The organism is Paraburkholderia sp. BL10I2N1 (assembly GCF_004361815.1).
Taxonomy (GTDB): Bacteria; Pseudomonadota; Gammaproteobacteria; order Burkholderiales; family Burkholderiaceae; genus Paraburkholderia.
In genome coordinates, this window is sequence record NZ_SNWA01000002.1 from 486720 (window position 1) to 512920 (window position 26201).

At 61.9% G+C, this 26201-nt stretch carries 16 protein-coding genes, 1 tRNA gene and 2 pseudogenes; 4 read left to right on the plus strand and 15 right to left on the minus strand.

The annotated features are described in order from the left end of the window. Positions 1 to 218: 218 nt before the first annotated feature. From B0G77_RS24120 to tssB, 6 genes are all read right to left on the minus strand, one after another. Complete coding sequence (locus tag B0G77_RS24120) at positions 219 to 2480, minus strand: hypothetical protein (protein ID WP_133664591.1); 2262 nt, start codon at positions 2478 to 2480, stop codon at positions 219 to 221. A 36-nt stretch (positions 2481 to 2516) separates the two neighbouring features. Beyond that, positions 2517 to 3782, minus strand: a complete 1266-nt coding sequence (locus B0G77_RS24125) for a phosphatase PAP2 family protein (RefSeq protein WP_133664592.1) — start codon at positions 3780 to 3782, stop codon at positions 2517 to 2519. A gap of 45 nt (positions 3783 to 3827) precedes the next feature. Then, positions 3828 to 5666 carry an adenylate/guanylate cyclase domain-containing protein gene (locus tag B0G77_RS24130; protein ID WP_243751192.1) on the minus strand — a complete coding sequence of 613 codons (1839 nt, stop codon included), beginning with the start codon at positions 5664 to 5666 and terminating at the stop codon, positions 3828 to 3830. A 318-nt stretch (positions 5667 to 5984) separates the two neighbouring features. Beyond that, on the minus strand, positions 5985 to 7016 hold the full coding sequence (locus B0G77_RS24135) for a cyclic nucleotide-binding domain-containing protein (protein ID WP_133664593.1): 1032 nt from the start codon (positions 7014 to 7016) through the stop codon (positions 5985 to 5987). 324 nt (positions 7017 to 7340) lie between these two features. Further along, positions 7341 to 8795 carry a type VI secretion system contractile sheath large subunit gene (tssC, locus tag B0G77_RS24140; protein ID WP_243751386.1) on the minus strand — a complete coding sequence of 485 codons (1455 nt, stop codon included), beginning with the start codon at positions 8793 to 8795 and terminating at the stop codon, positions 7341 to 7343. Positions 8796 to 8959: 164 nt separating this feature from the next. Then, positions 8960 to 9463 (minus strand): type VI secretion system contractile sheath small subunit, encoded by a 504-nt coding sequence (gene tssB, locus B0G77_RS24145; protein ID WP_133664595.1) that lies wholly within the window; start codon positions 9461 to 9463, stop codon positions 8960 to 8962. A gap of 230 nt (positions 9464 to 9693) precedes the next feature. On the opposite strand from tssB, the gene B0G77_RS24150 reads away from it, so the two are divergent. Beyond that, positions 9694 to 11328, plus strand: a complete 1635-nt coding sequence (locus B0G77_RS24150) for an ABC transporter substrate-binding protein (RefSeq protein WP_133664596.1) — start codon at positions 9694 to 9696, stop codon at positions 11326 to 11328. Positions 11329 to 11476: 148 nt separating this feature from the next. On the opposite strand, the gene B0G77_RS24155 is transcribed toward B0G77_RS24150, so the two are convergent. Then, positions 11477 to 13027, minus strand: coding sequence for an NADH-quinone oxidoreductase subunit M (locus tag B0G77_RS24155; protein ID WP_133664597.1), 1551 nt, complete (start codon positions 13025 to 13027; stop codon positions 11477 to 11479). A 573-nt stretch (positions 13028 to 13600) separates the two neighbouring features. Between B0G77_RS24155 and B0G77_RS24160 the strand changes: the two genes are divergently transcribed. Next, on the plus strand, positions 13601 to 14080 hold the full coding sequence (locus B0G77_RS24160) for a hypothetical protein (protein ID WP_133664598.1): 480 nt from the start codon (positions 13601 to 13603) through the stop codon (positions 14078 to 14080). Positions 14081 to 14864: 784 nt separating this feature from the next. Continuing rightward, positions 14865 to 16025: an iron-containing alcohol dehydrogenase gene (locus B0G77_RS24170; protein ID WP_133664599.1), complete on the plus strand. Its 1161-nt coding sequence runs from the start codon at positions 14865 to 14867 to the stop codon at positions 16023 to 16025. 149 nt (positions 16026 to 16174) lie between these two features. Here the strand turns inward: B0G77_RS24170 and B0G77_RS24175 are convergent. From B0G77_RS24175 to B0G77_RS24200, 6 genes and pseudogenes are all read right to left on the minus strand, one after another. Next, positions 16175 to 17038, minus strand: a pseudogene (locus tag B0G77_RS24175) (M20/M25/M40 family metallo-hydrolase); the annotation flags it as partial. Positions 17039 to 17057: 19 nt separating this feature from the next. Beyond that, positions 17058 to 18197, minus strand: coding sequence for an IS630 family transposase (locus B0G77_RS24180; RefSeq protein WP_133660551.1), 1140 nt, complete (start codon positions 18195 to 18197; stop codon positions 17058 to 17060). A gap of 78 nt (positions 18198 to 18275) precedes the next feature. After that, positions 18276 to 18665 (minus strand): annotated as a pseudogene (locus B0G77_RS24185) (M28 family peptidase); the annotation flags it as partial. A gap of 471 nt (positions 18666 to 19136) precedes the next feature. Then, positions 19137 to 19213: transfer RNA gene (locus B0G77_RS24190), tRNA-Val, on the minus strand. Positions 19214 to 19334: 121 nt separating this feature from the next. Then, positions 19335 to 20192: a 3-hydroxybutyryl-CoA dehydrogenase gene (locus B0G77_RS24195; protein ID WP_133664600.1), complete on the minus strand. Its 858-nt coding sequence runs from the start codon at positions 20190 to 20192 to the stop codon at positions 19335 to 19337. 138 nt (positions 20193 to 20330) lie between these two features. Then, positions 20331 to 22121 (minus strand): acyl-CoA dehydrogenase, encoded by a 1791-nt coding sequence (locus tag B0G77_RS24200; protein WP_133664601.1) that lies wholly within the window; start codon positions 22119 to 22121, stop codon positions 20331 to 20333. A 425-nt stretch (positions 22122 to 22546) separates the two neighbouring features. Here B0G77_RS24200 and B0G77_RS24205 point away from each other — a divergent pair, with 425 nt between their 5' ends. After that, the gene (locus tag B0G77_RS24205) at positions 22547 to 24184 is read left to right on the plus strand and encodes a 3-(methylthio)propionyl-CoA ligase (protein ID WP_133664602.1); all 1638 of its coding nucleotides are present in this window, start codon (positions 22547 to 22549) and stop codon (positions 24182 to 24184) included. Between the two features lie 9 nt (positions 24185 to 24193). On the opposite strand, the gene B0G77_RS24210 is transcribed toward B0G77_RS24205, so the two are convergent. Next, positions 24194 to 25192, minus strand: a complete 999-nt coding sequence (locus B0G77_RS24210; RefSeq protein WP_208116488.1) for an AraC family transcriptional regulator — start codon at positions 25190 to 25192, stop codon at positions 24194 to 24196. Between the two features lie 138 nt (positions 25193 to 25330). Continuing rightward, the gene (locus B0G77_RS24215; RefSeq protein WP_133664603.1) at positions 25331 to 26137 is read right to left on the minus strand and encodes a class I SAM-dependent methyltransferase; all 807 of its coding nucleotides are present in this window, start codon (positions 26135 to 26137) and stop codon (positions 25331 to 25333) included. Positions 26138 to 26201 lie beyond the last annotated feature (64 nt).

The following is a 26201-nucleotide window of genomic DNA, read 5'->3' on the forward strand; positions in this document are numbered from 1 at the left end:
CGCATGGATTGACGCCATCGCCTCGTGCAAGCTCGTGCCGTTGAAGTCGAGAACCGCAGCTGGCCGCCAGACGACCGAAGACATGTCCGCAATACCTGACACACGTCGCTGGGGCCGCACGGTTTGAGTTACCTTGCGTTGCCTCATATTGCGTTGCCGGAAAGAGAACCGCCAACGGAAGGGGCGCCAATCGCGCTCGCCTCCGTGTCCATCGTGCATCAGGAGTCGAAGTCGAGCCTCTTGATCCTGTCGCCTGCTGGCGGAGGAATGCGGCCAGCGCCTTCCCGTTGGTTCGGAAACTCTTTCTTGTCGGCGTGCGGTATGGCATGTGGAGGCGGCCCCTGCCCGGCGTTCGCTTCGTGCTTCTCCGACCTGATCCGCTCCTCCTTCGACGCCCTTGACTCGACCCAGTTACGTGCCCACTCGTGGTCCGTCGTGCTGTGGGCAGTCACACCGGCCGGTTCTCCGGCGATACACCGGGCGTGCATCTGCCGCAGCTTTTCCCTTGCCAGCATTCGTGCAATCTGAGGGCCGGCGACACTGGTTCCATCCATGGCGACTACGCTACGGCTTCGCGTACCTGCACCAAGGACGCCGAAACATGCGGCCGAGTCGTCGCTGACAGCGGCTGCGTCCGGTCCCTCCCGCAGCGGCTTGCCCAGGTACCCCGGCTCTACGCCTGGTCCGGTGGCAGAGTAGCGCGCCGGCTTGCCGTCGCTGCCGCGAAAGCCGGCAACAACAGCCGTGTATTTACCTGTCGCCACGGAGTTGATCGTCCCCTTGCGTTTGACCCAGCTATTTTCGTTGCCGTCGTCCGTGTCCTTCTCATGCCCCCAGCAATCGAAGCGCCTGTACCGGCAATCTTCGAAGCGTGTCTGGCGGCCGCGCAGCGGGTACCCGTACGCGGTCTCATCGCGCTGTATCCACGCGTGCACACGAAGATCGGACTTCCCTCCGTTTGTGACGCGGATCATCCACATGCCAGTGTCCGCAGTATCGCGTTCGGGATCGTGCGTCGTGGTGGGCGCGAGCGCGACGAGAATCATCTGCCGGCTCCCCGTTGCGACGCGACGCAGATAGACCACCGTGCACAGGACGTCGCCCGCCGGCTTCCACGTATGCACTTCGTTTAGCCTGATAGACGGACTTTTGTCGCCACGGGGCGTGGTGATTTCGAGCTCGACCTGGCCGGCGTCGGCGTCGGGCGGCAGCCAGACTTCCAGAAAACTCGGCGTGGCGTCATCGGGCAGCGTGCGCCAATTGAGCGTCTGGGACTTGTCACGCTCGAGAAGAAATTCCGCATGACACCGGGCCAGATTGCTGTTGCCGACGGGAATCACGATGGAAAGATCAGGATGTCGTTCAATCAGTTCATCGATCGCGTCTTCGATCATCGAGCTGCCGTCGTGCGGTCCTGCAATGTAACCGTAGCTCAGGTTGACGATCACCGGACACGGGCCCCTGGCAAGCTGGTTCGCGCGATGCAGGATATAGCGGAGCGCGTCGAGCGCATATACCCCGAACCAGAGACCTGACGTGTCGCGGATCGTGCGTCCCGGCGGGTGAAACTGGACACAGATGATGTGCGGCTCGCCCACCTCTTTCGAGCCGTCGGCGCTGTGCGCGTGGTGCGTGGGCTGAGGCGCTTGCGCGCCTGCCGCCTGCGGGGCTTCGGCCGGTTTCGCACCGCATGCCAGGTCCATGATCTGAGTACCGTGCGCCCATCGGTGCCGCACGCTCATGTATTCGGCCTCTCTGTACAGGGCGTCCTCATCCACCAGTCCGCCGTACAGGCATTGCTTCATCAGGTGATCGATGTCGCGCTTCAGAAACTCCCGCCCGTAGACTGCATCCGTCGGTATCCCGGGCGGCCCCTGGTCCCAGAAGCACTCGATCCGCGTCGAAGGTTCGTCAGTATCGACTTCGCGAAAGCGTTGATGGGCAAATGCCAGACCGTCGTCGATAACGCCCATGAAAACCGGGTGACACTTTTCATCCACCCCTGCAAGGGGGTCGACCGTACGATCGGGATCGAACGGATAACTGATCGCCGGTACGGGCACGACGGCATCGTCGGGGACCACGGGCAGCCCAAGCTCGACACGCGCCACGATACCCTTGAGCAAACCGTCGAGTTCTGCAAAGAACCGCTTCGTGACCGCTGCGGTGAGAAAGCGGGTCCGCACGAGATCCGCAGGCGGGTTCAGATACAGCGGCGACACCTGGAGCCATTCGCCCCATTGCTGGCTCTCGACCATACGCGCAAACTGCTGCGCATCCCCGGCTCCCCGGGTTGGGTGCTGGTCCACCAGTTCGATCATCACGCGAACCCGATGCGCCGGCGGGTGACCTAGATCGACGAACTGCGTCGCATCCGCCCAGACGAGATACGGATCGATACGCGCGGCATCATCCGCGCGCCCGGTCCAGTCCTGACCGGTCCAGCTATCTGCGACGCCTGACATCCAGTGCGTGCCCATGGGTCCACCTCTTTTGCAGAAGGACGGGAGGTCCGTTCAGGTACCAGGAAGCCGCGTCGTGGCAAGCGCCCGGTTGTCCCACTCAGCGGCCGCCTGATTCCATATCCACGCGAGAATTTCAGATCCTTCGACCTCCGATTCGGTATCGCACCATTCGATCCACCCGAAATCGTCGCGACGTACCTCCTCAGGGTCTCTGTCGGGGACCCTTTGGCACCAGGCAAGGAGTTCGGCCATATTCAACGGCTGGTGCGGCTCGAAGTCGAGAAGCCCATTGAACTTTGGACCGTTGAACGTTCTGGGCGTGAATCCGCCTCGCTTCCCGGGCACGTATTTGCAGCGGTGAACGAAATACTCGGCAAGCGTGGTGCCGAGCAACCGTCCCGCGATGTGGTCCACCGGGAAGTGCACGCCAGCGATCGTCCGGTTGATGGTGACGCGGTACGCCTGGCGCATGAGCTGTTGTCCGAACACCGATGTTTCCGGCTGGCCGCGCAGCGCGCAGAGGACATTCGAGACGATATAGGCCTGCGTGCCGTGACCGCTCGGAAGCGAGCCGTGCCCCGGTGTCTGGATCATCGGCTGTACCTGGGGCGAGTAGTCGATGGGGCGCGGTACCGCCAGCGCGTGTTTGAACCTCATTTCCACGAAGATCGCAAAGCGCACCACCGTATCGAGCAACTCCAGTGTCTTGGGCGTACGCGCCGGATGAAGGTTCGCGATCGAACTCCAGAACGCGAGCTGCGGTCCCATTTGGTAAAGAATCTCCGATGCGCGGTCCTCCCGCAGATCGGCGTATTCGTCCATCTTTCCCAGTTGCTCGATGAAGGCCCTTTCCGGCGGCCGGATCATGCTCGCGATCCGGGTCATGCTGGCTTGGCCGCCACCCTTGCCGCTTTCGTCCTGGCCGCTCCAGCCCGTCCCCTGTCCGCCGGGCGCACCGCCCTTGTGCCACAGGCTCACCTTGCCGTCGCTCGACCTGGAAAAGTGAAGGTTGGACAACAGCTCGAAATCGAATACCGTTGCCCGCACCCACGGTTCCCATCTCCATAGCTGCGCCGGGTCTTCGACGAGCCGCAGCGCCGGTCCCTCGTTGAGGTCGACCTCGATCTGCTTGCCTTTCCAGTTGCCGACTATCCCGTCGCGGTGACCGATCAGGGCGTCCGCCAACAGCCAGGACTCATAGGTCACCCCTCCGCCGGAGGCGGGCGCGCCGCCCACGTCGTTCCCTCCGCCCGCACCACCGGCGCCGCCAGCGCCACCCGCGCCGCCCGCCCCGCCTGCACCACCGAGTCCGCTCACGATCGCTCCTCCGTCTTCGATATCAAACCAGCCCGTGAACTGCGGCTACGCGGGCAATCCTGCCCTCCTCAACGCCTCGGACCAGATTGGACCGGTCTTGTACCCGGCACATGGCGAACGCTCCAGATAGCTCGTGACGGTCAGCGTCGAATCGTAGGCGAGCACTTCGTTGACCGTCGCGTGAGCCGCTTCAGTCTGCCCGAGCAGCGATTGGGCAATGGCAAGCGCGCGCAGCGTCGATGTGTTGGTGCGGTTGGAGCGCAATGAGCGTTGCGCGAGTTCGATCGCCCGCTCGTAGCGACCCGCGGACAGAGCCGCGGTGGCGCCGAGCGATTCATAAAACGAACGCAGCGGATCGAGGGGAGACAGCCTGAGCGCGCGCTCGGTGGCATCGACCGCGACCGACCCTTCGCCCTTGAATGCGTGCAGGGTGCCGTCGAGAAGCCAGGCAAGCGAATCGTTGGGATTGACGCTCAGCGCTTCTTCATAGCGCTTCTGCCCGATGTCCAGCCGCCTGAGCAGACTGGTATGGACGAAGCCGTCGATGGCCAGTGCCAGCGAACAGCGCGGATCGACATCGAGCGCCCGCTTCGTGCAATCGAGCGCGGCTTCGGCCTCGCTCAGCCTGTCGTTCGTCCAGCCGCGGTTAAAGCGCAGCACATGCCATTTCGCAAGCCATGCGTGCGGCGTCGCCTGACGGCGCGCGCGCTCAGCGAGAACTTCGAGCATGTCCCGCGCGCGGTGAAAATCGTAGGCCACGCCGCGATGCATCAGCACGATCGCACTCATCAACAGCGTGCAGCTTTCGAGTGTCGGCAATGCCTGCGACTGGGCGCGCTGCACCTCGTGAGCAATGATCGCCGTGCTGATTTCGGAGACGACACAATGCGTCAGGTCATCGTCGCCATTCATGATTTCCGCTATGCGGCCCGTGAGGCTGTCGCTCCACACGACACGGCGCGACTTCGTTTCCGCCAGTTCGGCAACGAGTATCAAATGATCGCCCGAGATCCGGTAAGCACCCGACAGGACGTAGTTGACGCCGAGAAAATCGCTGACTTCGTCAAGCGTCGCGTCGCGTCCGCGAAAGGCGGTGGTGGATAAACGGGAGATGACTTCCAGTTCCGATGTACGGCACAACGACGAAATGATCTCATCGGCCAGCACCTCGCCAAGCACAAAGTGCTCGGGCTGGACGCCGCGCGCGGTGAAGGGAATGACGGCGATCGTCGGGCGAAGTTCAGGCAGAAATGAGCTATGCGGCTCGATCACAGGGCGCGGCCCCGGAGCGCCAATGCGATACGCCCGCACCGGACGCTTCAGGTGCTTGAGGTGGCAATCGCCGAGGTCCTCGATGTCGGCGTCGAGTTCCGCGGTCAACTGGTCGCGAACTTCCACCGAGACCACAATTTCACCGGGCCCGGCCAGGGTGTAGAGGCGTGCGGCCAGATTGACGCCGCGTCCGTACACGTCGCGCTGGTCCTCGAACAGTTCGGTGACATGCAGGCTCATGCGCAACAGCAGGTGCTGGGCCGGCACAAGGTTGACGTTGAGGCTCACGCACGCACGCTGGATCGCGAAGGCGGCCTGCACAGCGTGATGCACGCTGACGAACGTGACCATCAACCCGTCGCCCTCTGTCCTGATCAGGCGACCGCTATGCGCCGGTACGATCCTGCTTTCGATATGGGCTCGCAGATCGCGCCATCGCGTGGCCGCACCCGCTTCATCGTCCTCGATCAGGCGACACGATTCCACCAGGTCGGCGAACAGCACTGTCCGGACCACCCGCACGAATTCATCCGATGAATGTGAAACGTTTGGGGTCACATTGTTCGAACCTGCTTTTCGGAAGCCCTTGGCATGGTGAGGTGCGTCGGCCATGACGCACGTCCGCCCGCCTCTGCTCACGCGTTGCCGGATGGCGCGACAGCACTTTACGTGCTGCGCCGACGACTCGTGCACGCTACTGAAGACCTGTCTGGATAAGGCGCACGTATCAATGGATGATGCGTGACTCTGGGTCGTCTTCACCGGATTCGCGTTTGTATGAGTTATAGCCGATAAACGGTTTTTGACTGCTCATTTTTAACGCACTGCGGGGCGTTGCAGGCGAGCATTTCATCGCGTGCGTGACCCGTGGACAGAGGTATCAGAGTGGTCCGTGCGAGGCTTCGCAAGCGATGCGCTCGAAGCCATGGCCTAGGACGAGGAGCGCCGTTTGTCCGCCTCGAGCCGGCGCGTAATGAGATGAATGAGGTATACCGCGAATTCCGGGTCCTGGTAGTAGAGCCGCATCGCGTCGGTGGCCGTGACCGTCAGCAACTCCGTGTCGGTTTCGCACCGGGCCGTGCAGGTGCGTCTGTGATCGGGCGAGAACAGTCCGATTTCGCCGAGCATCGTACCGGGACCCACGTCGACATCGATCTCCTTCAGCCGGATCGTTCCCCGCACGACGTAGTACAGCGCGTCGGCAGGATCGCCTTGGCGAAAGAGCGTCTCGCCGCGGCGGTACTGAGTGCGCGTCATGTATGCGAGCAGGCGCCCGACTGAAAGCTGTCCCTCCAGCGCCTGGCGGATCTGCTCGTCGGCAACGGTTTTCAGACGCGTCGCAGCGACGCTGGCCTGACTGCGGCTGCTCACCTTGAGTGCCTTGTATGCCGTGTAAAGATGCACCTTGACGGTCCCTTCGGCAATGTCCAGGTGACGCGCGATCGTCTTGTTCGATTCGCCGCGCGCGGCTCTCGCCAGCACTTCGATCTGTCGTGGAGTCAGGGCGCGCGGGCTGTCCTGCGACTCCTTGTCCGGCTTTGCATGCGGAATTTCGCGCGGACCGTGCTGATTCACCGCGAAGTCCACCAACGCCCTCGGCAGATAGATGCCTCCCGATAGCACCAGACGCAATGCGTCGAGCAATACGGAGGAGGATTCAGATTTGTCGAAACAGCCTGTGACGCCTGAGGCGATCAGGTTCTCGACAGTGTTCGGATCGGTTGTCGTGAGCAGCACCACGATCGGCGCAGCAGGTACCAGTTTGCGTATCGCGTCGATCGCCTGCAGCGCCTCTTTCAGATAGTCGCCGTCGAGCACGACGAGATCGGCCGGCGCGCTGGTGTCGAGCGCCGCCCCCGCGTAGTCGACGCATGTGACTTCTGCCGCCGGATCCAGATCGCGCAGAATGCGTGCAACTCCGTCAGGAAGTAATCCGGCGGGGCCGGCGAGAAGAATGTGCATGCGTTTCTTCGCGTTAGGATGAGCCTTCTTCCTGCGGCGTCGGTCATGCGCAAACGGTCGACGATTGCGCGCCCGGTTTCGAACTGCCTCATTACATTATGGTCTGCTTCGAGCCAGAATATTTTCGACCGGGTCAAATTCTCAGACAACGACATGTTGCTTATTTGAATATCGGGAAAACGGGCATTTACGCGAAGGCAGGAAGTGAGCCAGAGGGCACTAAACCGTTGTGGTACCGCGCGGAGTAAACATTGGGACGCATTGTTTCAATGTGAGAGCCAATGACACAAAGCGGCTGGTGGCCATCGAGCGCGCCGGTGACGCTTAAGCGGCAAATTTTCCGGAGGGCAGCGTCGACACGATGCACAGCGAAACGGTGAGCCCGTCCAGCTGGTAGTACGGCCTCAAAAAAAATTGTGACGTGTAGTAACCGGGCGAGCCTTCGACTGGTTCGATCCTGACTCTCGCAGCGGCAAGCGGCTTTTGCGCCCTGGTGAATTCGGACGAATGGAGCGGATCCCCATCGACATAATTCATGATCCAGTTGTTAAGCCACCTCTCCATGTCGGCGTGCCCCTTGAATGTCCCGAGCCGGTCGCGCGCAATGCACCGGAGATAGTGCGCAAACCGGCTGCAGGCGAAGCAATACGGCAGGCGCGCGGCCAGAGCGGCATTCGCCGTCGCATTGGAATCGTCGTATTCAGCGGGCTTTTGCAGGGACTGTGCGCCTATGAACGCGGCGAAGTCCGCGTGCTTGCGGTGAATAAGCGGCATGAAGCCGTTCTTCGCCAGTTCCGCTTCACAGCGGTCCGAAATCGCGATCTCGGTCGGACATTGCGTCTCGACGCTGCCATCGTCGCCCGGAAAACTGTGCGCCGGCAGGCCTTCGAGCGCCCCGCCCGATTCCACGCCGCGAATCCTCGCACACCAGCCATACAGATTGAACGACCGGTTGATATTGACGGCCATCGCATACGCCGCGTTGGCCCACACATATTTCCCATGCTCCGCCGAACCGGTGTCCTCCTCGAATTCGAACTGGTCGACCGGCGCGGTGCGCGCGCCATAGGGCATGCGCGCCAGAAACCGCGGCATGGCGAGGCCGACATAACACGCGGCCGCGGATTCGCGCAGCGACCGCCAGCCCGCATATTCGGGCGCGTTGAAGATCCCGGTCAGATCGCGCCGTCTCGCCAGCTCCTGCCACGAATCCATCTGCATCAGCTTCGGGCTCGCGCCCGCGATAAACGGCGCCTGCGCAGCGGCCGCGAGACTCGCCATCCCGCCAAGCAGTTCCAGATCGGGTGGCCCGTGATCGAAGTAGAAATCGCCGATCAGCGCGCCGAACGGCTCACCGCCGACGTGCGCGAAAGGTTCCTGGCAGACCGTCCGGAAGAGCGGACTCTGCTCCCACGCGTCGTCCCTGAAACGCTCGAGGGTTTCGCCAAGCTCGCTCTTCGCGATGTTCAGCGTGCGAATCTTCAGCATCTCGCTGGTGTCGGTGTTGTTGACGAGGTAGTGCAAACCGCGCCACGAGCCCTCTAGCTGCTGAAATTCCGGATGATGCAGGATCAGGTTCAACTGCCCGGCGAGCTTCCCGTCGATCCCCGCGACCAGGGTCTGGATCGTCCGAACAACATCGTCCGGGACAACCTGGTCTTGCAACAGGACCTGCTGCGCCAGTGTCCGCACCTCACTCCGTAGCGCCTTCTTCGTCCCCTCCGTCTTCGATCTGAACTCCTTTTCCAGCAGGGCGGCAAGGTCGTCGCCTTCGGGCATCGCCCCCTGTGCATCCGGTCGAGCCGGCGGCGGGCCGGAGGATCGAGGTGTCTTGCACATGGTGGCATTCTCCCGGTAGATGCTTTCGATACGTGGTATCGACCGGCGCCTGGGGCGCCTCTGGGCGGCGGACTTGCGACAGCTGCGCAAACCCATGTGCGCCATCACGTGCTCCCGGCTGGCGGACCGTCCGATGCAAGCGTCTTGAGCCACGCCGGATCTTTCAGCATCCTCGCAATCAGTTCTTCCGCGCCTGCCTTGCCATCCATTCTGGTGAGCAGACCGACAAGCTGGGTACGCGCCTCGAGCAGTTGGCGAAGCGCGTCGATCCTGCGCACGAGTGCGCCGGGTGCAAAGTCGTCCATGCTCTCGAAGGTCATGTCGACGCTGAGGTCGCCTGCCTGAGTCAGCGTATCCGGCACCTCAAACGCGACGCGCGGCTTGATCGCCTTCATCCGGCTATCGAAGTTATTGGCATCGATCTCCTCGAACCTGCGTTCCGCGACCGGCGGCAACGGGTCTGCGGGCTTGCCCGACAGGTCGGCCAGCACGCCCATTACGAACGGCAACCGGTTTTTCTGTTCGTCGCCGTCCACTTCGACTTCGTATTCAATCTGCACGCGTGGAGCGCGGTGGCGAACGTCGAATTTCTGCCTGCCGGTGGACATGACGCCTCCCTCCCTGAACGCAAATCCCGTCTCCCTAAACGATCAAGGAGCCGGCAATTTGAAGTCACGGGCGTCCGTGCCGACGGCGCGGGCGTCATTCGTGGACCGAGTACCGGCTCCCGGTCGGGGAGCGCAATCTCCTTACCCGCAACGGAAAATTTTTACTAAGCTTTCAACACGTCGCTTGACGCATCGCTCGCATCACACTGGTTTTCCGCAGGAGTGCGCCCATGTTGCAACGTCTTCGGTTGTCCGCCTTTCGTGTGGTCGGGTTTGCCGCCCTGACGGCCCTTGCGCTCGCTGGCTTCGACGCGACGTGCAACGCCGCGCCGCTGCCCGACAAGACCATCGTATTCTGTTCGGAAGGCAGTCCCGCCGGCTTCGACTCGGCGCAATACACGACGAGCGTCGAGTTCACCGCAGCGTCTTACACGGTGTACAACCGGCTCGTCGAGTTCCAGCACGGTGGCACCAAAGTGGAACCTGGTCTGGCGGAATCGTGGGAAATCTCCCCCGATGGCCTGACGTACACGTTCCATCTGCGCCACGGCGTCAAATTCCACACGACGTCCTTCTTTAAGCCGACGCGCGAGTTCAATGCCGACGATGTCATGCTGACGTTCGAACGGATGCTCAATCCGAACAATGCTTTTCGCACCGCCTACCCGGTAGCGTTCCCGTATTTCACCGATATGGGCCTCGACAAGAGCATCGAAAAAATTGAAAAACTCGATCCGTACACGGTCCGCTTCACGCTGAACGCGGTAAATGCACCGTTCCTGCAGGCACTCGCCATGCCGTTCGCGTCGGTGATTTCCGCCGAATACGCCGATCAACTGCTGAAGGCTGGCAAGCCGGCGGACATCAACCTCAATCCGGTCGGCACGGGTCCGTTCATCTTCCGCAGCTATACGAAGGACTCGACCATCCGCTACGACGGCAACCCCGACTACTGGAAGCCTGGTGTCGTGCAGGTCGGCAAACTGATCTTTTCGATCACGACCGACCCGGCCGTACGCGTGCAAAAACTTCGGCAAAACGAGTGTCAAGTGATGAGCTATCCGCGCCCGCAGGACATTGCGTCGCTGGCCGCGGACGCGAATCTGCAACTGCCGCATCAGGTCGGCTTCAACGTCGGCTTCCTCGCGTACAACACGACGCGCAAGCCGCTCGATCAGGTTGAAGTGCGTCAGGCTCTGGACATGGCGATCAACAAGCAGGCGATCATCCAATCCGTGTACCAGGGCGCGGGCCAGGCAGCGAGCAATCCAATGCCGCCCACGCAATGGTCCTACGACGGGAGTCTGCGCGATGCGCCGTACGATCCCGCGAAGGCAAAGGCGCTGCTCACGAAAGCCGGCCTTCCGGACGGCTTCGAACTGACGCTGTGGGCCATGCCGGTGCAGCGGCCGTATAACCCGAACGCGCGTCTGATGGCGGAGATGATTCAGGCCGACTGGGAGAAGATCGGCGTGAAGGCGAAGATCGTGACGTATGAATGGGGTGAGTACATCAAGCGCGCGCATGCGGGGGAACACGACGCGATGCTGATCGGCTGGACTGGCGACAATGGCGATCCGGACAACTGGCTGGGCGTGCTGCTCGGATGCTCGGCAGTGAACGGCAGCAACTTCTCCAAGTGGTGCTACAAGCCGTTCGATGACTTGATCCGGAAGGGGCGTCAAACGACCGATACGGCGGAGCGCACGAAGTACTATACCGAGGCGCAGGAGATCTTCAAACAGCAGGTGCCATTCACGCCGATCGCGCACTCGACGGTCTACCAGCCGCTGCGCAAGGACATCACCGGCTTCAGGATCGATCCGTTTGGCCCGACCCAGTTCTGGTATGTCGGGCTTAAATAACGCAGGGGCCCGTCAACCTGACTTCCGGGCGCTTCCCTACCCGCGCCCAGCCCGGTCTCAGGGCGCGACGACATGCTACCGGGTTGGAGAATGACCCGCGAAGGGTTCCAGGGGCTGTTCACGCCAATTGATCATCGCTATGCGGCGATCAGCCAGGCAGGTGCACATTGACGACAGCCGGCACGCTGGCGCGCAACGGGACGCTCTCCGACGGCGCGGAATCGCCCGGATGTCCTGCATGCTCTGCCTGCGCGATCAGATTGCCGACGGTGGGATCGATCGCATCGGTGAACGGCTTCGGATCAAGGCCGATCGCGAGAACCAGCAGCGCCATCGCACCAAGCAATATGAATTCGCGCCGGCCGAGGTCGGACAGCTTCGCTACCCGGGCGTTGGCAATCTTGCCGAAAATCACGCGCTTGTAGAACCACAGCGTGTAGGCAGCGCTCAGCACGACCGTCGATGCCGCGATCGCGCCAATCCAGAAGTTGAAACGGATCGCGCCCATCAACACCATGAATTCGCCGACAAAACCGGACGTGCCCGGCAAGCCGAGATTCGCCATCGAGAACAGCATCGCGAAGGCAGCGAACTTCGGCATCGTATTGGCGACGCCACCATAAGCAGCGATTTCGCCGCTTTGCGTGCGGTCGTACAGCATGCCGGTGCACAACAACATCGCGCCTGACACGACACCGTAGGACAGCATCTGCACGATCGCGCCTTCCTGACCGATACGGTTGAAGATGAAGAGACCCAGTGTGACGAGCCCCATGTGTGCAACGGTCGAATACGCGAGCAGCTTGCGCATGTCGGTCTGCACGAGGGCCAGCAAGCTCGCGTAGATGACTGCAACCAGCGAGAGCGTAATCATCGCCGGCGCAAAGAAATGGCTTGCATCGGGTGTGATCGGCAACGCGAAACGCAGCAGCCCGTAGCCACCGAGCTTGAGCATGCCGATCATCACGGCCGCACCGGTCGGACCGTCAAGGTGAACGTCCGGCAGCCACGAATGCAGCGGCCACATCGGCACCTTGACGGCAAAGGCCGCGAGAAAGCCGAGGAAAATCAGCACCTGCGGTAGCAGGTCCAGATGCAGTGCGCGCCAGCTGTCGAGGTCGAAAGACTTCGTCTGGCTATACAGGTACAGCATCGACATCAGCATCGCCAACGAGCCGATGAACGACAGGAAGAAGAACTTCACTGCCGCGTACGTGCGGTTCGAGTGCCCCCAGCCGCCGATCAGCAGGTAAAGCGGAATCAGCGTCGCTTCGAAGAAGATGAAGAACAGCATGCCGTCGAGCGACGTGAAAACACCCTGCATGAAACCCGACAACATCAGGAAAGCGCCGAAGTACTGTGCGACGCGCACGGTAATCGACCGCCACGAAGCGATCACGATGATGATCGTGGTGAGCGCCGTCAGGACGACCAGCCACAACGAGATGCCGTCAATGCCGAGGTGCCAGCCGATGCCGAACTCCGGCAGCCAGTTGACGTGCTCGACGAACTGCGCAGTTGCAACGCTGTTCTGAAAGCGGGCGACGAGCGGGATCGCCGGCAGAAGGCCGGCAATCGCGCCGATGAGCGCGAGCCAGCGCACGCGGTCGGCGGAACGATCGGAGCCGGCGCGCATGACGATGGCGCCCGCCGCAATGGGAATCCAGATCAAAAGGCTGAGAAGTGGAGCGGATTGCATGTGCTATTTGTTAAAGCCACCAGGAAAGCGAAAAAACGGATCCATCAGCGCAATCAGAATGAAAGCGTTGAAAGGAAAATCAAAACGGGGTGTTGCGCTGGAGAGGCGCGCTCGATGTGGCACGAGGCCGACAAACGTGCTTCCGGAAACCATCGAGGTCTTCGGGTTTACGAGGATAACCCGAACTTAAGAGTTTTGCAGCGCAACATTAATAAAAGGGCACCGTCGGCGGCGAGACCAACAGGCGAGGCGCGACTCTAGTGGCTTTCCACTGTGTTTTCCTGCGCTTCCATGTCGAATTGCGGAGCCGCTGTGCAGCGGCCGACCCCATGCGCCGTCACGGCGGAAAGTCCGGTCGCGAATGCCGCGCGCAAGGCTGGACAACAGCCTGGAAATCTTTGGTAAGGGCTCCGTGAACCCCCCCTGTTATTGCGGAATGACGATCAGCGAATCGCCTTAAGCTCACCTCACGCCCCGCATTCATGGCCGCTGGCAAAGACCGACCAGACTCGTCAGCCATGCGAAATCGGGCGTCACGTATCGAATCCGACATGTCGCTTAAGGAGCGTCCACATGCCCGCACACACTGAATATCCGTCAACCCCGAAGTGGCTCTCAAAGTCTGCGAAAGCGCTTGCGGTTTCTTCCATCGCTGCCCTCTTCTGCATCGATGCGTCTGCGGCAAGCTTTCATTGCACCGGCAAGTCATCGGCCTCGGAGCGCATCGTCTGCCAGGACGAGCGACTATCGGCGCTCGACGACAAGCTCGCCATCGCATACCAACGAGCCCGGGACACAGCCGCCGACCCACGCTCGATTGAAGCAGACCGAACGCACCAGTGGCTCTGGCGACAACACAACTGCACGGACAACGCATGCGTCTCCGCCTGGTATGAGCGTCGCATCGCGGAACTCGATGCCGACTACGAACAGGCAAAGGCCGTGCAGAACGCTGCTTTCGAAGCCGCGCTGTCCGCGCAAAAGCTTGCTCCGTCCGCTGAAGCGGCAGTCCGCCAGATGAAAAAACCGGCCCCTGAAGTTGCGGCACGTTAGTCCATAAACAGGCGAAAGGCGGTGGCTTCTTCCGCCTCGCGAGTGCTGTGGGCAATGCTGAGACCCGACACCAGGCATTGCCCGCTTTCATATCGGCGCGACATATGCGAGCACATGCTTGATGGCCTATGAGCCCTGGCTTACGAACTTCAAAACTAAAAAACGCCTATGCGTAGCATTGTGATTGCATTAACGTTGACGGTCGCTCTCAGCCTGCAAGGTTGCTCGACTACCGTCGGCACATTTGCCCTGGGCGGGTTGATCGGCGCAGTAACCGGCGTGTCCGCCCTGGTATGTACGATCGCGTGCAGATAGTGCTGCCCGAAACACCGGCGACGTCACCAGCCGGAAGCCGCATTCGTACGTGGGCATGACGTCGAGTGACGTTGGCCGCTTCGGCGTTCCACACTGCTGATTGTTGCGGCGGCGTTCATCTCGGCACCCCGTCATCGCGCGTCTGTTTGTAGAAGCGACAAGCGAGGCGTGAATCTCCCGGCACGCAGGCACGCAATGTCACCAACACCGTGTTGATCAAATACAATGCCGCATCGAGGCTCCACAGCGGTGCCAGCCCGTTGCGGGCGCGGCTCGCCGCGCGGCCACCCGCGGCAGCGAACTTCTGAATCGGGACCTTGAACGCTGAAGTGCTGAACTTGACGGAGTGATCGATGGCTGATGCTTACCTGCAGGTGATTGCGCATTACCATGCCAGCCCGGGCAACGGCCACAGGGTTGTGGAATTGCTGGCGGTCACGAGCTACATGGTGCGCGAGGAGGACAAGCCTTGAACTCATTTCGCTTCCAAACCGTTCCGACGCTCGTCGTCGAGTTTGGCGCGGCGCGCCGTCTGGGTGTTTTGCTGCGGGAGCAGTTTCCGACGCTGACGCGGTTGTGCGTCGTCACGGACGGGTTCCTTCACAGGAGTGGCCTGCTGGATCCGGCGCTGGCCGATCTCGCCGCTTACGGCTGGAACACAACGGTGATCGACGACGTCATCGCCGATCCGCCCGAACATATCGTGCTGGAGGCGACGTCTCACGCACGCGAAGCGGGCGTGGAGATCGTGCTGGGGCTGGGCGGCGGGTCGTCGATGGATGTCGCGAAGCTGCTTGCCGTGCTGGTCCCGCAACAGGAGCAGGTGCTGGCCGACATGTACGGCGTCAACCGGATCACGGTTTCGCGATTGCCTCTGGTCCAGATGCCGACTACAGCGGGCACGGGTTCCGAAGTCACAGCCGTATCGATCGTGACCGTGGGCGAAGCGAAGAAGATGGGCGTCGTTGCGCCGCAGTTGATCGCGGATCTGGCGATTCTGGATGCGGAACTCACGCTGGGGCTGCCCGTCGCCGCAACCGCCGCAACCGGCATCGACGCGATGGTGCACGCAATCGAGGCGTACACGTCCGCGCGATTGAAGAACCCGGTGTCCGACATGCTCGCGGTGAAGGCGCTCGAACTGCTGTCACGCAATCTGTTGAGCGCATGCGAGAGCGGGAACAATCGCGAAGCGCGCGAAGCCATGCTCCTTGGCGCGACGTTCGCGGGCCAGGCGTTCGCCAACTCGCCGGTCGCCGCGGTCCATGCACTGGCGTATCCGATCGGTGGCATCTATCACGTTCCGCATGGTCTTTCGAATGCGCTCGTGCTCCCGCATGTGCTGAAGTTCAACGCCCAGGCCGCGGCTCAACTGTACGCGGAGCTCGCTGACGTGATCGTGCCGGCGGCGACTGGCAGCGCCGAAAGCAAAACCCAGGCATTGATCGCGCACCTCGAACAGATGATCGCCGCAACCCGGATTCCTTCCACGCTGCGAGAAGTGGGCATCGAACAAGACGGCCTGAAACGAATGGCAAGCGACGCCATGCTGCAAACGCGGCTTTTGATCAACAATCCGCGGCCCGTTTCCGAAGCTGACGCATTGGCGATCTATACCGCTGCGTTCTGACGCGGCACTCTGTGTGTGGCCCGCGTCGAGATCGAGGGAGGAGCGGCCAACATCGGGCCGCACGTGCTTCAAGTGCCTCGCAGGCTGCTGTCGTCAACCAGCAGCTTCTTCGCATCACGACAATGACAATGGGTGATTGGCAAACGGAATCAGGATCGTTTCTCCCACCATGTCTGCAACATCGCGGCGGCAGCCGTGGCGGCGACCTGGCAGCCGAGGACGATATGCTCCTCGGCCGTATCCTCGATGAAGTCGTGGCTCACGCCACCGATGCTGGGCACGAACAGCATGCAGGCCGGGATATGAGCCGCAATGAGCTGGGCGTCGTGAGCAGCCCCGCTCGGCATGCGAATCCACTGACCGGGCGCCACGGCCTCGGCGGCGCTCACGATATGCGCCTGAAGCGTCGCATCCATGGTCACCGGCTCCATGGGTTCATCGGCATCCGTCAATACCACGCCCACCGGCCCTCGCGCATTGAACTCCTGGACCAGCTCCGCCAGCCTCGTTTCCATCGCCCGCAGACGGGCAGCATTCGCGTCGCGGAATTGCAGATACATGTCGGCCTGACCAGGTACGACGCTGAGCGAGCCCGGGTCGAGGTCGATACGGCCGACCGTCCACACGGTATCGGCGTCGGCTAGCTGCCCGAACGCTTCGTTCATCCCGGCGATAAACGCAACGAGCGCCGCGCCGGCATCGCTGCGGATCGACATGGGCGTCGTGCCGGCATGATTGCGCTGGCCGGTAAAGCGCAACCGCAATTCGCGAAGGCCAACGATCGTGGTAACGACGCCAATGGATTTGCCCGCAGCCTCCAGCCGTCCGCCCTGCTCGATGTGCGGCTCGAGGTAACCCATGTGCCGCCCCTTCTCCAGGCGAACCTGTGGCCTGCCGGCAAGCCCCGCAATCCGCAGCGCATCCTGAAGAAGCAGCCCCTCATGGTTTCGCGCGCTCCGGATCGACTCCTCGACGGAATCGCCGACGAAGCAGCGACTGCCTAGTAGATCGTTGCATCAAAGTCGTTACATATTAAGCCACGCCGAGGTCGACCTTTTTCCAGCGGAAGACAACCGGTGAGGCATTGAATTCCTCGATGCCCCTCAGAATGCGCTCCTTCAGTTCATCGATCGATTTGACCCGGATGTGGCGAAGGAAAGTGCGGGCCATTTTGGAGAAGGTGCATTCGACCAGATTAAGCCAGGAGCCATGCTTGGGTGTGTGAACGTACTCGAAGCGCCCGGGGCGCGAGGCGAGATAGGCCATGGTCTGCCTGGAGATGTGGGCCGAATGGTTGTCCAGCACCACGCGGATGATGGCCTCGCTCGGATAGTACTCGTCCAGGCGCTTGAGCAGCGCGATGAACTCCACACTGCGGTGGCGGTCCTCGACGTTGGCGAAGATGTGACCCGAGTGCAAGTCGATTCCGGCGAGAATCGATACCGTGCCCCGACGCACATACTCGTAGTCGCGCCCGACGGTTGATGCCTTGCCCGGTACCGGGGGCAGATCCGGCGCGGTCAATCCGATCGCCTGAATACCCGGCTTCTCGTCGACGCTGACGGTATAGATGGGGTTGGGTCGCGCATCATGAACGGCGCCCTCCCGGTAGATCGAGACATCCCGGTAGACCATCAGGACTTCCTGCATCTTGCGGTCAAACTCCGGGTCCCGTTTTTCCAGGTAGTAGCGAATCTTGTGGGGCTTGATCTCGTTCTCGTTGAGGATGCGCCACACGGTGCTCTTGCCAGCGTTGGCCAGGCGAGCGAATCCAGCGGCCTCGGCTCCTTCAGATACAAACCGCGCCAGTGCGGAGATGCTCCACAACTCGGCCGCCAGGCCCTGATCCTTGGGCTTGGTGCACGCGATGCTCACCACCCAGGCTTTGGCTTCATCGCTGATCTCGGGTTCATGCGGCCGGTGGTACCTGTCTTTCAAACCCGCTTGCACACCTGCTGCCAGCGCCTTGTCAACGCTGCGATAGATCATCGGACGACTGAACCCGAGCTGGCGTTGCAGCTCCGTGATCGAAGTGCCCGCGGCGTAGCCCAACAGCACCTTCGCCCGTTCGACTTCGCGCGCGGGCGCTGTCCTCGATCCAGCAAGTTCCTTGAGCGTCGTCGTCTGCTCCGGTGTAAGCACCAGCGCCGCACGTTTGGACTTCCTCGCCATCGTCACCTCCGTCAAGAGTTGCGAACGAAACGAGGCTATTATCGCTTATTTAGTAACTGTATTGATGGAACGAACTACTAGCAGCCCGGCGAAGGTACCCTCTTCATCGATCCACGATGCCACATCGACCGCCAGGTGGCTTGTTTCCTTGTTTTCAGCCAGCGCGCGCGCAATCTCGATTCCATAGATCACGCCCATCGCGCCGTCGAGCCAGCCACCCGTCGGTTGCGTATCGGTGTGCGAGCCGATCACAAGCGCCGGCCCGCTCTTGCGGGAACGTCCGAACACCGTGCCCACGCCGTCAATGACAGCATCCAGCCCCGCGTCGGTCATGCGCTCGACAAGCCAGCGACGCGACTCCATATCGACAGGCGAAAGCGCCAGACGCACGACGCCTGGCCCGGTCGCGCCGAAGCTGCGCAACTGCTTGAGATCGTCCAACAACCGTTCCGGATTGATCTTCAGCACTGTCATTCCTCTGTTCATTGTTCACGCATGTCGCCGGGCTCACGTCGATACGGGCAATCGGGCTCGCACCTTCCAGATCGAGAGCTTACACGGCCTCGCTGCACGTCCTGCCGGAGCGCGGCGCTCCACCTCAAAGCCCGCACTGAACCTCGTGACGCAACCATTCGTGTGATATAGGCGACAACCGATATTTACTTCGGCATGCCAATTAATATACTTCGAGGAATTACCGGCACATTAACCGATGCTCCGTCCCGCCGAGGCTCAAGTCGCATCCGAATGCGCCGTATAAACGACGCCCGCCGCGCCGGCACGAACCGGCATGGGTCCGTTTGCTGCACGGCGCCGCTCTTCAAGGGCCGTGCCCACAACAATCCGTGATGAGGAATGGATGAGAAGATGTAACGACGAATGGAAGCGGAAGCTGCCGGCAACACGTTGCGACAGCTTCCGTCCACGTCGATTGTGCGTTGGTAGGCTCGATTGGACTCGAACCAACGACCCCCACCATGTCAAGGTGGTGCTCTAACCAGCTGAGCTACGAGCCTGTTGAGGCGCGGATTATAGAGACTCCGCAATCGTCACACAAGCCCCCGGCGACCTATGCGCTTTCGAGCCGGTCCCGTTCGACGGCGGGAACCTGCGCACGCCCCGGATCAGATAAAAGCATTACGCCTGATCGTAGCGATAAACACCCCGGCCAGCTTTGCGTCCCAGATGACCCGCCGCGACCAGTTCCCGCAACAGTGGACAGGCGCGATACTTCGAATCGCCGAAGTCTTTCAGGAAGACATCGAGGACCGACAGGCAGACGTCAAGCCCGATCAGGTCCGCAAGCGCCAGAGGGCCGATCGGGTGATTCGCGCCGAGACGCATCCCCGCGTCGATCTCCTCCGCCGTAGCGACGCCTTCAGCCAGCACGAAGAACGCCTCGTTGATCATTGGCACGAGAATGCGGTTCACCACGAAACCCGGGGAATTCTTTACGCTGATCGGTGACTTGTCGAGCTTCACCGTCATTTCGCGCACGGCTTCGACAGTGTCGGCGCTCGTCTGCACACCACGAATGATTTCGACCAGCGGCAACAGCGGCACCGGGTTGAAAAAGTGCATGCCGATAAAGCGCGACGAATCGGCTAACGTCGCACCGAGCGCCGTGATCGAGATCGACGATGTGTTCGATGCAATGATCGCGTCCGGGCGTGCCACCGATTCGATCTGCCGCAGGATACGAATCTTCAGTTCGGTGTTTTCCGTGGCCGCTTCGATCACGAGGTCGACGGTAGCGAGCCGCTGATAGTCAGTCGACGTTTCTATGCGCGAGAGAGCGGCATCGCGCACCGCCGCGTCCAGCTTGCCCTTCGCGACCAGCCGTTCGAGGCTGCCGGTCAACGTGGCCACGCCTTTCGCGAGTGCGGCTTCGGTGACATCGATCAGAACCGCCTTGAACCCTGCGACGGCAACGACCTGAGCGATGCCGTTGCCCATCGTGCCTGCACCGATAATCCCAACGGAGTTGATTGCCATGGCTATTCCTTTTCAGCGACGCAATGTATTGCGCTTGTTGAAGGTTCTCGAATATAGCAGCAATGCCCTGGTCGCCTCCGATACACTTCACCGGGCAGGATTGTTTGCGCGGCGGAGACATGATTGCTGGTCCCGCCGTCAGAACTGATCTTCCGCCAGCGCCAGCACCCCCTCGCCGCCCTTCGCCGTCACGATCGACGCTTCGAGCGCCGTCGCCTGCGGCAACACGTGTTCCGCGAAGAACTGCGCGGTCGCGATCTTCGCGCCGTAAAACGACGGATCTTCCGACTGCTTTTGCGCCGCCACCTGCAGCGCACGCGCCATCTGCCAACCGCCCAGCACGATCCCCGCGAGCTTCAGATACGGCACGCTACCGGCAAACACCGCGTTCGGATCGGTCTTCGTGTTCGCAACCACGAAATCAACCGCTGCCGCCAGCGAGCGATGTCCCTGCTCGAGGTAGCGCTTCATCGAACGGAACGCCGCGCCCTCGTGCCGCCCGAGCGCCTCGATCGTCTGCGCAACATCAGCCAGCAGCGCCTTCGCCACCGCGCCGCCGTCGCGCACCGTCTTGCGGCCGATCAGGTCGTTCGCCTGAATCGCCGTCGTGCCTTCGTAGATCGGCAGGATGCGCGCATCGCGGTAGTACTGCGCCGCGCCCGTTTCCTCGATGAAGCCCATGCCGCCGTGCACCTGCACACCCAGGCTCGTCACCTCGAGCGACAGCTCGGTGCTCCAGCCCTTCACGACCGGCACGAGGAATTCATAGATGGCCTGATGTTCGGCGCGCTTCGCCGCATCCGCATGACGGTGCGCGATGTCGCAATGGGCGGCTGCCACGTAGGCCAGCGCGCGCGAGCCTTCGGTGAGCGCGCGCATCGTCGCGAGCATCCGGCGCACGTCCGGATGATGGATGATCGACACCGACTGCTTCGCGCTGCCGTCGACCGGGCGGCTTTGCACGCGCTCCTTCGCATACGCGGCCGCCTTCTGGTACGCGCGGTCCGACACGCCCACGCCCTGCATGCCCACCGCGAAGCGCGCCGCGTTCATCATGATGAACATGTACTCGAGGCCGCGATTCTCCTCGCCGATCAGGTGGCCGACCGCGCCGCCGTGATCGCCGAACTGCAGCACCGCCGTCGGGCTCGCCTTGATGCCGAGCTTGTGTTCGATCGACACGCAATGCACATCGTTGCGCTCGCCCGCCGTGCCGTCCTCATTGACGATGAACTTCGGCACGATGAACAGCGAGATGCCCTTCACGCCTTCGGGCGCATCGGGCGTGCGCGCGAGCACGAGATGGACGATGTTCTCCGCCATGTCGTGCTCGCCCCACGTGATGAAGATCTTGGTGCCGAAAAGCCTGTACGAACCATCGCCCTGCGGCTCGGCGCGCGTGCGCACCAGCGCCAGATCGGAGCCCGCCTGCGGCTCGGTGAGGTTCATCGTGCCGGTCCATTCGCCCGAGATCAGCTTCGGCACATAGGTCTGCTTCTGCGCTTCGGTGCCGGCGGTGAGCAGCGCTTCGATGGCCCCGTCGGTCAGCAGCGGGCACAGCGCGAACGACAGGTTCGACGCGTTGAGCATCTCGATGCATGCCGTGCCGATCAGCTTGGGCAGGCCCTGGCCTTCGTAGTCGACAGGATGTTGCACGCCCTGCCAGCCGCCTTCGGCGAACTGACGGAAGGCGTCCCTGAAGCCGGGCGTGGCGGTGACGTTGCCGTCGCGCCAGCTGCTCGGGTTGCGATCGCCTTCGACGTTCAGCGGTGCGAGCACCTCGCCGCACAGTTTCGCGGACTCTTCGAGGACCGCCTGAGCGGTGTCGAGGTTGGCGTCCTCGAAGCCCGGCAGGGCGGCGACGGTGTCGAGGCCGGCCAGCTCCTTCATCGTGAACAGCATGTCTTTTACGGGTGCGGTATAAGTCATCGCGCGTCTCCTTCGTGTGTTTTGGATGAGTATATGCGTCGCGCGGCGAATCTGGCGCTTGCACAACGTGATCCGGATGCCTCATCGTAACGGGCGCGCCGGCCATGCCCAATATCCAAACCTGCCCTTTCATTGACAAAATCTGCCGCTTTGCAGGAACCCTCCGGGCGACGACCGAACGCGATTGCCTGCATCCTGGCCTTGGCGGGTTTTGTCAATGAATCGGCCTGGCCTGCCAGTGTCGCGGCTACCCTGTTTCAGTAGAATGAGTCGCAAGAGGCAACGCCCCGCAGATCTTCGCAATCTGCGGCAAAGACCTGATCGGATCCGACGTGCTAAAGGCGCTGCAAGTGCTGAACGCGCTGAAGGAACCCTGTCCCGCCTCAACAGAATTGAGACTGAACGCTCAGTCAGGAGACTTACCGATGAACCTCGTCGGCCAGATGATGTATATGCCCCTATTGCTTTCCTCGCTGCTTCAGCAGGCGGCACGGCATACCGGCAGCGTCGAGATTGTGTCGCGCCGGGTCGAAGGCGACATCCATCGCTACACCTATCGGGACTGCCACGCTCGCTCGATGCAGTTGGCCAACGCATTGACGAGCCGCGGCATCGTCGCGGGCGACCGCGTCGGAACCCTCGCGTGGAACGGCTATCGCCATATGGAGTTGTACTACGGCGTTGCCGGTATCGGCGCCGTTTGCCACACGATCAATCCACGCCTGTTCCCCGAGCAGATCGCTTACATCATCAATCATGCGCGCGACCGGTTGGTCTGCTTCGACATGTCGTTCGCTCCTCTCATCGAGCAGATTGCGCACTTGTGTCCACAGGTCGAAACGTGGATGATGCTGTGCGGCGAGGCCGCGTTGCCGCCATCGTTCGCGGTGCCGCTCGAGAGCTATGAGTCTTTTATCGATGGGCAGCCTCAGCACTTCGTCTGGCCTCAGTTCGATGAACTGCAGGCTGCGGTCCTCTGCTACACATCGGGCACGACCGGCAACCCGAAGGGCGTGCTGTATTCGCATCGCTCGCTCACGCTGATGGCTTACGCCTCCGTGTCACCGGATGCGCTCTGCCTGTCCGCGTGCGATGTCGTCTCGCCCGTGGTTCCGATGTTCCATGTGAACGCCTGGGGCTTGCCGTTTTCAGCGCCTATGGTCGGCGCGAAACTGGTCCTGCCGGGACCGAAGCTCGATGGCGAGTCCCTGTGCACGTTGTTCGAACAGGAAGGCGTGACTGTCTCGGCGGGCGTGCCGACCATCTGGCTCGGACTTGTGGATTACATGCGCCGCACCGGCAAGCGCAACCCTCTCTTCAAGCGGGCGATCGTCGGTGGCGCCGCGTGCCCGCCGCAACTGGCCACGTCGATGCGCGAATGCGGCATCGACACGATCCACGCGTGGGGCATGACCGAGCTGTCGCCGCTTGGCACGGTCTGTTCGCCCTCGCCCGGTTACGCCAGCAAGTGCGCCGACGAGCAGGCGCGCATCGACGCAAAACAGGGCCGCGCCATCGCCGGTATCGACCTGAAGATCGTCGGCTCCGGCGGCGAGGAGTTGCCGTGGGACGGCAAGTCGGCGGGTGACCTGATGGCGCGCGGCCACTGGGTGCTGGACCGCTACTACGGCGTGGACCAGTCGCCGCTCGAAGACGGCTGGTTTCCGACCGGTGACGTCGCGACGATCGACGCCGATGGCTATATGCAGATCACCGATCGAAGCAAGGACGTGATCAAGTCTGGCGGCGAATGGATCTCTTCCATCGAACTGGAAAACGTCGCCATGTCGCATCCGGAGATTGCCATGGCTGCCTGCATTGCATGCGAGCATCCGAAATGGGACGAACGCCCACTGTTGATCGCCGTGCGACGTCCGGACAGTGCGTTGACCGCGGCAGAACTGTTGGCGTTCTACGACGGCAAGGTTGCGAAGTGGTGGATTCCCAATGACGTCATCTTCGTTTCCGAGCTGCCGCTGACCGCGACGGGAAAGTTGCAGAAGCTCACGCTCAGGCAGCGCTTCGGCAAGCACTACGTCGAGGGGTCTGCTCCGTCTGCGTAGACTTTTACGTCAGGCCGTCCTGCGATACGTCTGGGGTGTACTACCCGTCCAGTGCCGGAAGGCGCGGTGAAACGCGGTGGGGTCGTCGAAGCCGACGTCGTAGGCAATGGCCCCGATGGCGTCGGCCGAACGCGTGAGACGCTGAATCGCAATATCGCGGCGCACTTCGTCCTTGATCGCCTGGAACGTCGTGCCCTCAGCCGACAGCCGGCGGCACAGCGTGCGGACGGAGTAATGCAGGTCGTGCGCCACGACCTCGACAGTCGGCATGACCGGAAGGCAACCGGCGATGTACTGGCGAACCCGGTGGCAAACCATCTGCTCGGCAAACGATACGAAGATCCAGTCTTCCGGCGCACGCGACAGAAACGTCTTCAGATCGGACTTGCGCTGCCGGATCGCCATGTCGAGGTAGTCGGCGTCGAAAGACATGATGGTTCTCGCGCAGCCGAACTGCACAGGCCCGGGGAAAAGATAGAGGTAGTCGCTCGCACGCGGCGGACGCACGAAATCGAACTCCACCTCGACAAGCGGAATCTTCTGCCCGATCAACCACGACGCCACGCCGTGCGCGAGCTTCAGCATCAGCTCGCGGCCCAGCACGCTGAGCGGTGGGCCGTCCGGATTCGCGGCCAGTTCGACGCGGCAGACATCGCCATCGCGTTGCGATCGGAAGTTGAACTCGTCAAGAAGCAGATGCAGGAACTGGCCAAACCGGTGCAGCGCGACTTCCAGTCGCGGGGCATCCAGAAGGCTCAGACACAGATATTTAAGCGTGCCATTGCGCAGCGGCCGGCTGAAGATACCCGGCATTTCGTCGTCGAGCTCATTGGCAAGCCTGCGATAGAGCGTCGAAAACTGCTCCTGGGTCACCCGCGCGCCTGGCTCGTGCAGCAATTCGTGCGGTATCCCCGACTGCTCTGCGAGACGCTCGACCGCAGCAGGGTCGGCGCCGGCGAGGAAGCCGTTGACGAGCGAGATAGGTACGGTGGCGGAAAGAGGATCCAAGGTTCGATGCCGGCAGATCGCGAACGCCGTGCATTGACGGTCCGCGCGTGGCCTATTTTGTCATAGGTCGCCATCGAATGCGAATCTCGCGCGCACAGCCGACCGGCCGAGGTGCGGCAGGGCGTGGGACACCGGTTCTCATACGGTTCGCTGTATAGCGTGTTCGAAATCCTGTAAACGGCGGACTGACGCCTGGTCGTTGCGGCATATTGCGATTATCTCGGCACTCGACGCCTCGTCGAAGGAGCGTCCGTCCCAGCCTCCGATCCAGGTGACTTCACGAAATCCAGCCGCATCGAGGTGGCGGGCAAGCACTGGCTGCGACATGAACCGCAGTTGGCTCCGACTGGTCAGGTGCACGCCTGCTTCGACGAAATCGTAGTGCGTGTCGAACTCAACGATTTCACCTCGAACCGAAGTGCATTCGTGGAATACCTCGACCTGACTGCCGTCGTCGGTGCGGATCGCGCGTCTGGAATGCTGCGCCGTCCATCCGAGCCACGGTTGAACCGCAGGGTTGCGGGTTTCGAACATGAATCGCCCGCCAGGCGAGAGACGCTCCCGAACCGCCCGCAGGGTTGCCGACACCTCGTCGTCGGTGAGAAGACACTGAAACGCATGCCCGATCATGGTCGCCACATCGAACGGCGTGTCGCCCGGCGCGGTGGCCGCATCTCCGACCAGCCAGTTCACCCTGTCCGCTCCGGCACGCCTGCGCGCATAGCCCAGCATCGCCGGTGACGGGTCGACCGCGACGACCTTGTGACCTCCGCTGGCCAAACGTACAGCGAAGACCCCGGTGCCACAACCTACGTCCAGCACGTATTTCGGCGGTGTCGCGATCTGCGCTTCATAGAACGTGAAATCATGATCGCCGGCGTTCAATAAATCGTAGATACCGATTAGTCTGCTATCAGAGTAAAGGGTGTTTTCAGTTTCGCCCACGCCTTTTCATCCTGTTGTTGTGTTGCTTTTTCTGCTGGACATCGCCTCTGTCGCTGCCGAAGCA

What these genes read in the sequence shown, in the direction of transcription:
- B0G77_RS24200 (WP_133664601.1), bottom strand. Translation starts at nt 22,121, where the DNA reads ATGACTTATACCGCACCCGTAAAAGACATGCTGTTCACGATGAAGGAG.
- B0G77_RS24150 (WP_133664596.1), top strand. Translation starts at nt 9,694, where the DNA reads ATGTTGCAACGTCTTCGGTTGTCCGCCTTTCGTGTGGTCGGGTTTGCC.
- B0G77_RS24160 (WP_133664598.1), top strand. Translation starts at nt 13,601, where the DNA reads ATGCCCGCACACACTGAATATCCGTCAACCCCGAAGTGGCTCTCAAAG.
- B0G77_RS24120 (WP_133664591.1), bottom strand. Translation starts at nt 2,480, where the DNA reads ATGGGCACGCACTGGATGTCAGGCGTCGCAGATAGCTGGACCGGTCAG.
- B0G77_RS24205 (WP_133664602.1), top strand. Translation starts at nt 22,547, where the DNA reads ATGAACCTCGTCGGCCAGATGATGTATATGCCCCTATTGCTTTCCTCG.
- tssB (WP_133664595.1), bottom strand. Translation starts at nt 9,463, where the DNA reads ATGTCCACCGGCAGGCAGAAATTCGACGTTCGCCACCGCGCTCCACGC.
- B0G77_RS24130 (WP_243751192.1), bottom strand. Translation starts at nt 5,666, where the DNA reads ATGGCCGACGCACCTCACCATGCCAAGGGCTTCCGAAAAGCAGGTTCG.
- B0G77_RS24195 (WP_133664600.1), bottom strand. Translation starts at nt 20,192, where the DNA reads ATGGCAATCAACTCCGTTGGGATTATCGGTGCAGGCACGATGGGCAAC.
- B0G77_RS24135 (WP_133664593.1), bottom strand. Translation starts at nt 7,016, where the DNA reads ATGCACATTCTTCTCGCCGGCCCCGCCGGATTACTTCCTGACGGAGTT.
- tssC (WP_243751386.1), bottom strand. Translation starts at nt 8,795, where the DNA reads ATGCCCGAAGGCGACGACCTTGCCGCCCTGCTGGAAAAGGAGTTCAGA.
- B0G77_RS24155 (WP_133664597.1), bottom strand. Translation starts at nt 13,027, where the DNA reads ATGCAATCCGCTCCACTTCTCAGCCTTTTGATCTGGATTCCCATTGCG.
- B0G77_RS24180 (WP_133660551.1), bottom strand. Translation starts at nt 18,197, where the DNA reads ATGGCGAGGAAGTCCAAACGTGCGGCGCTGGTGCTTACACCGGAGCAG.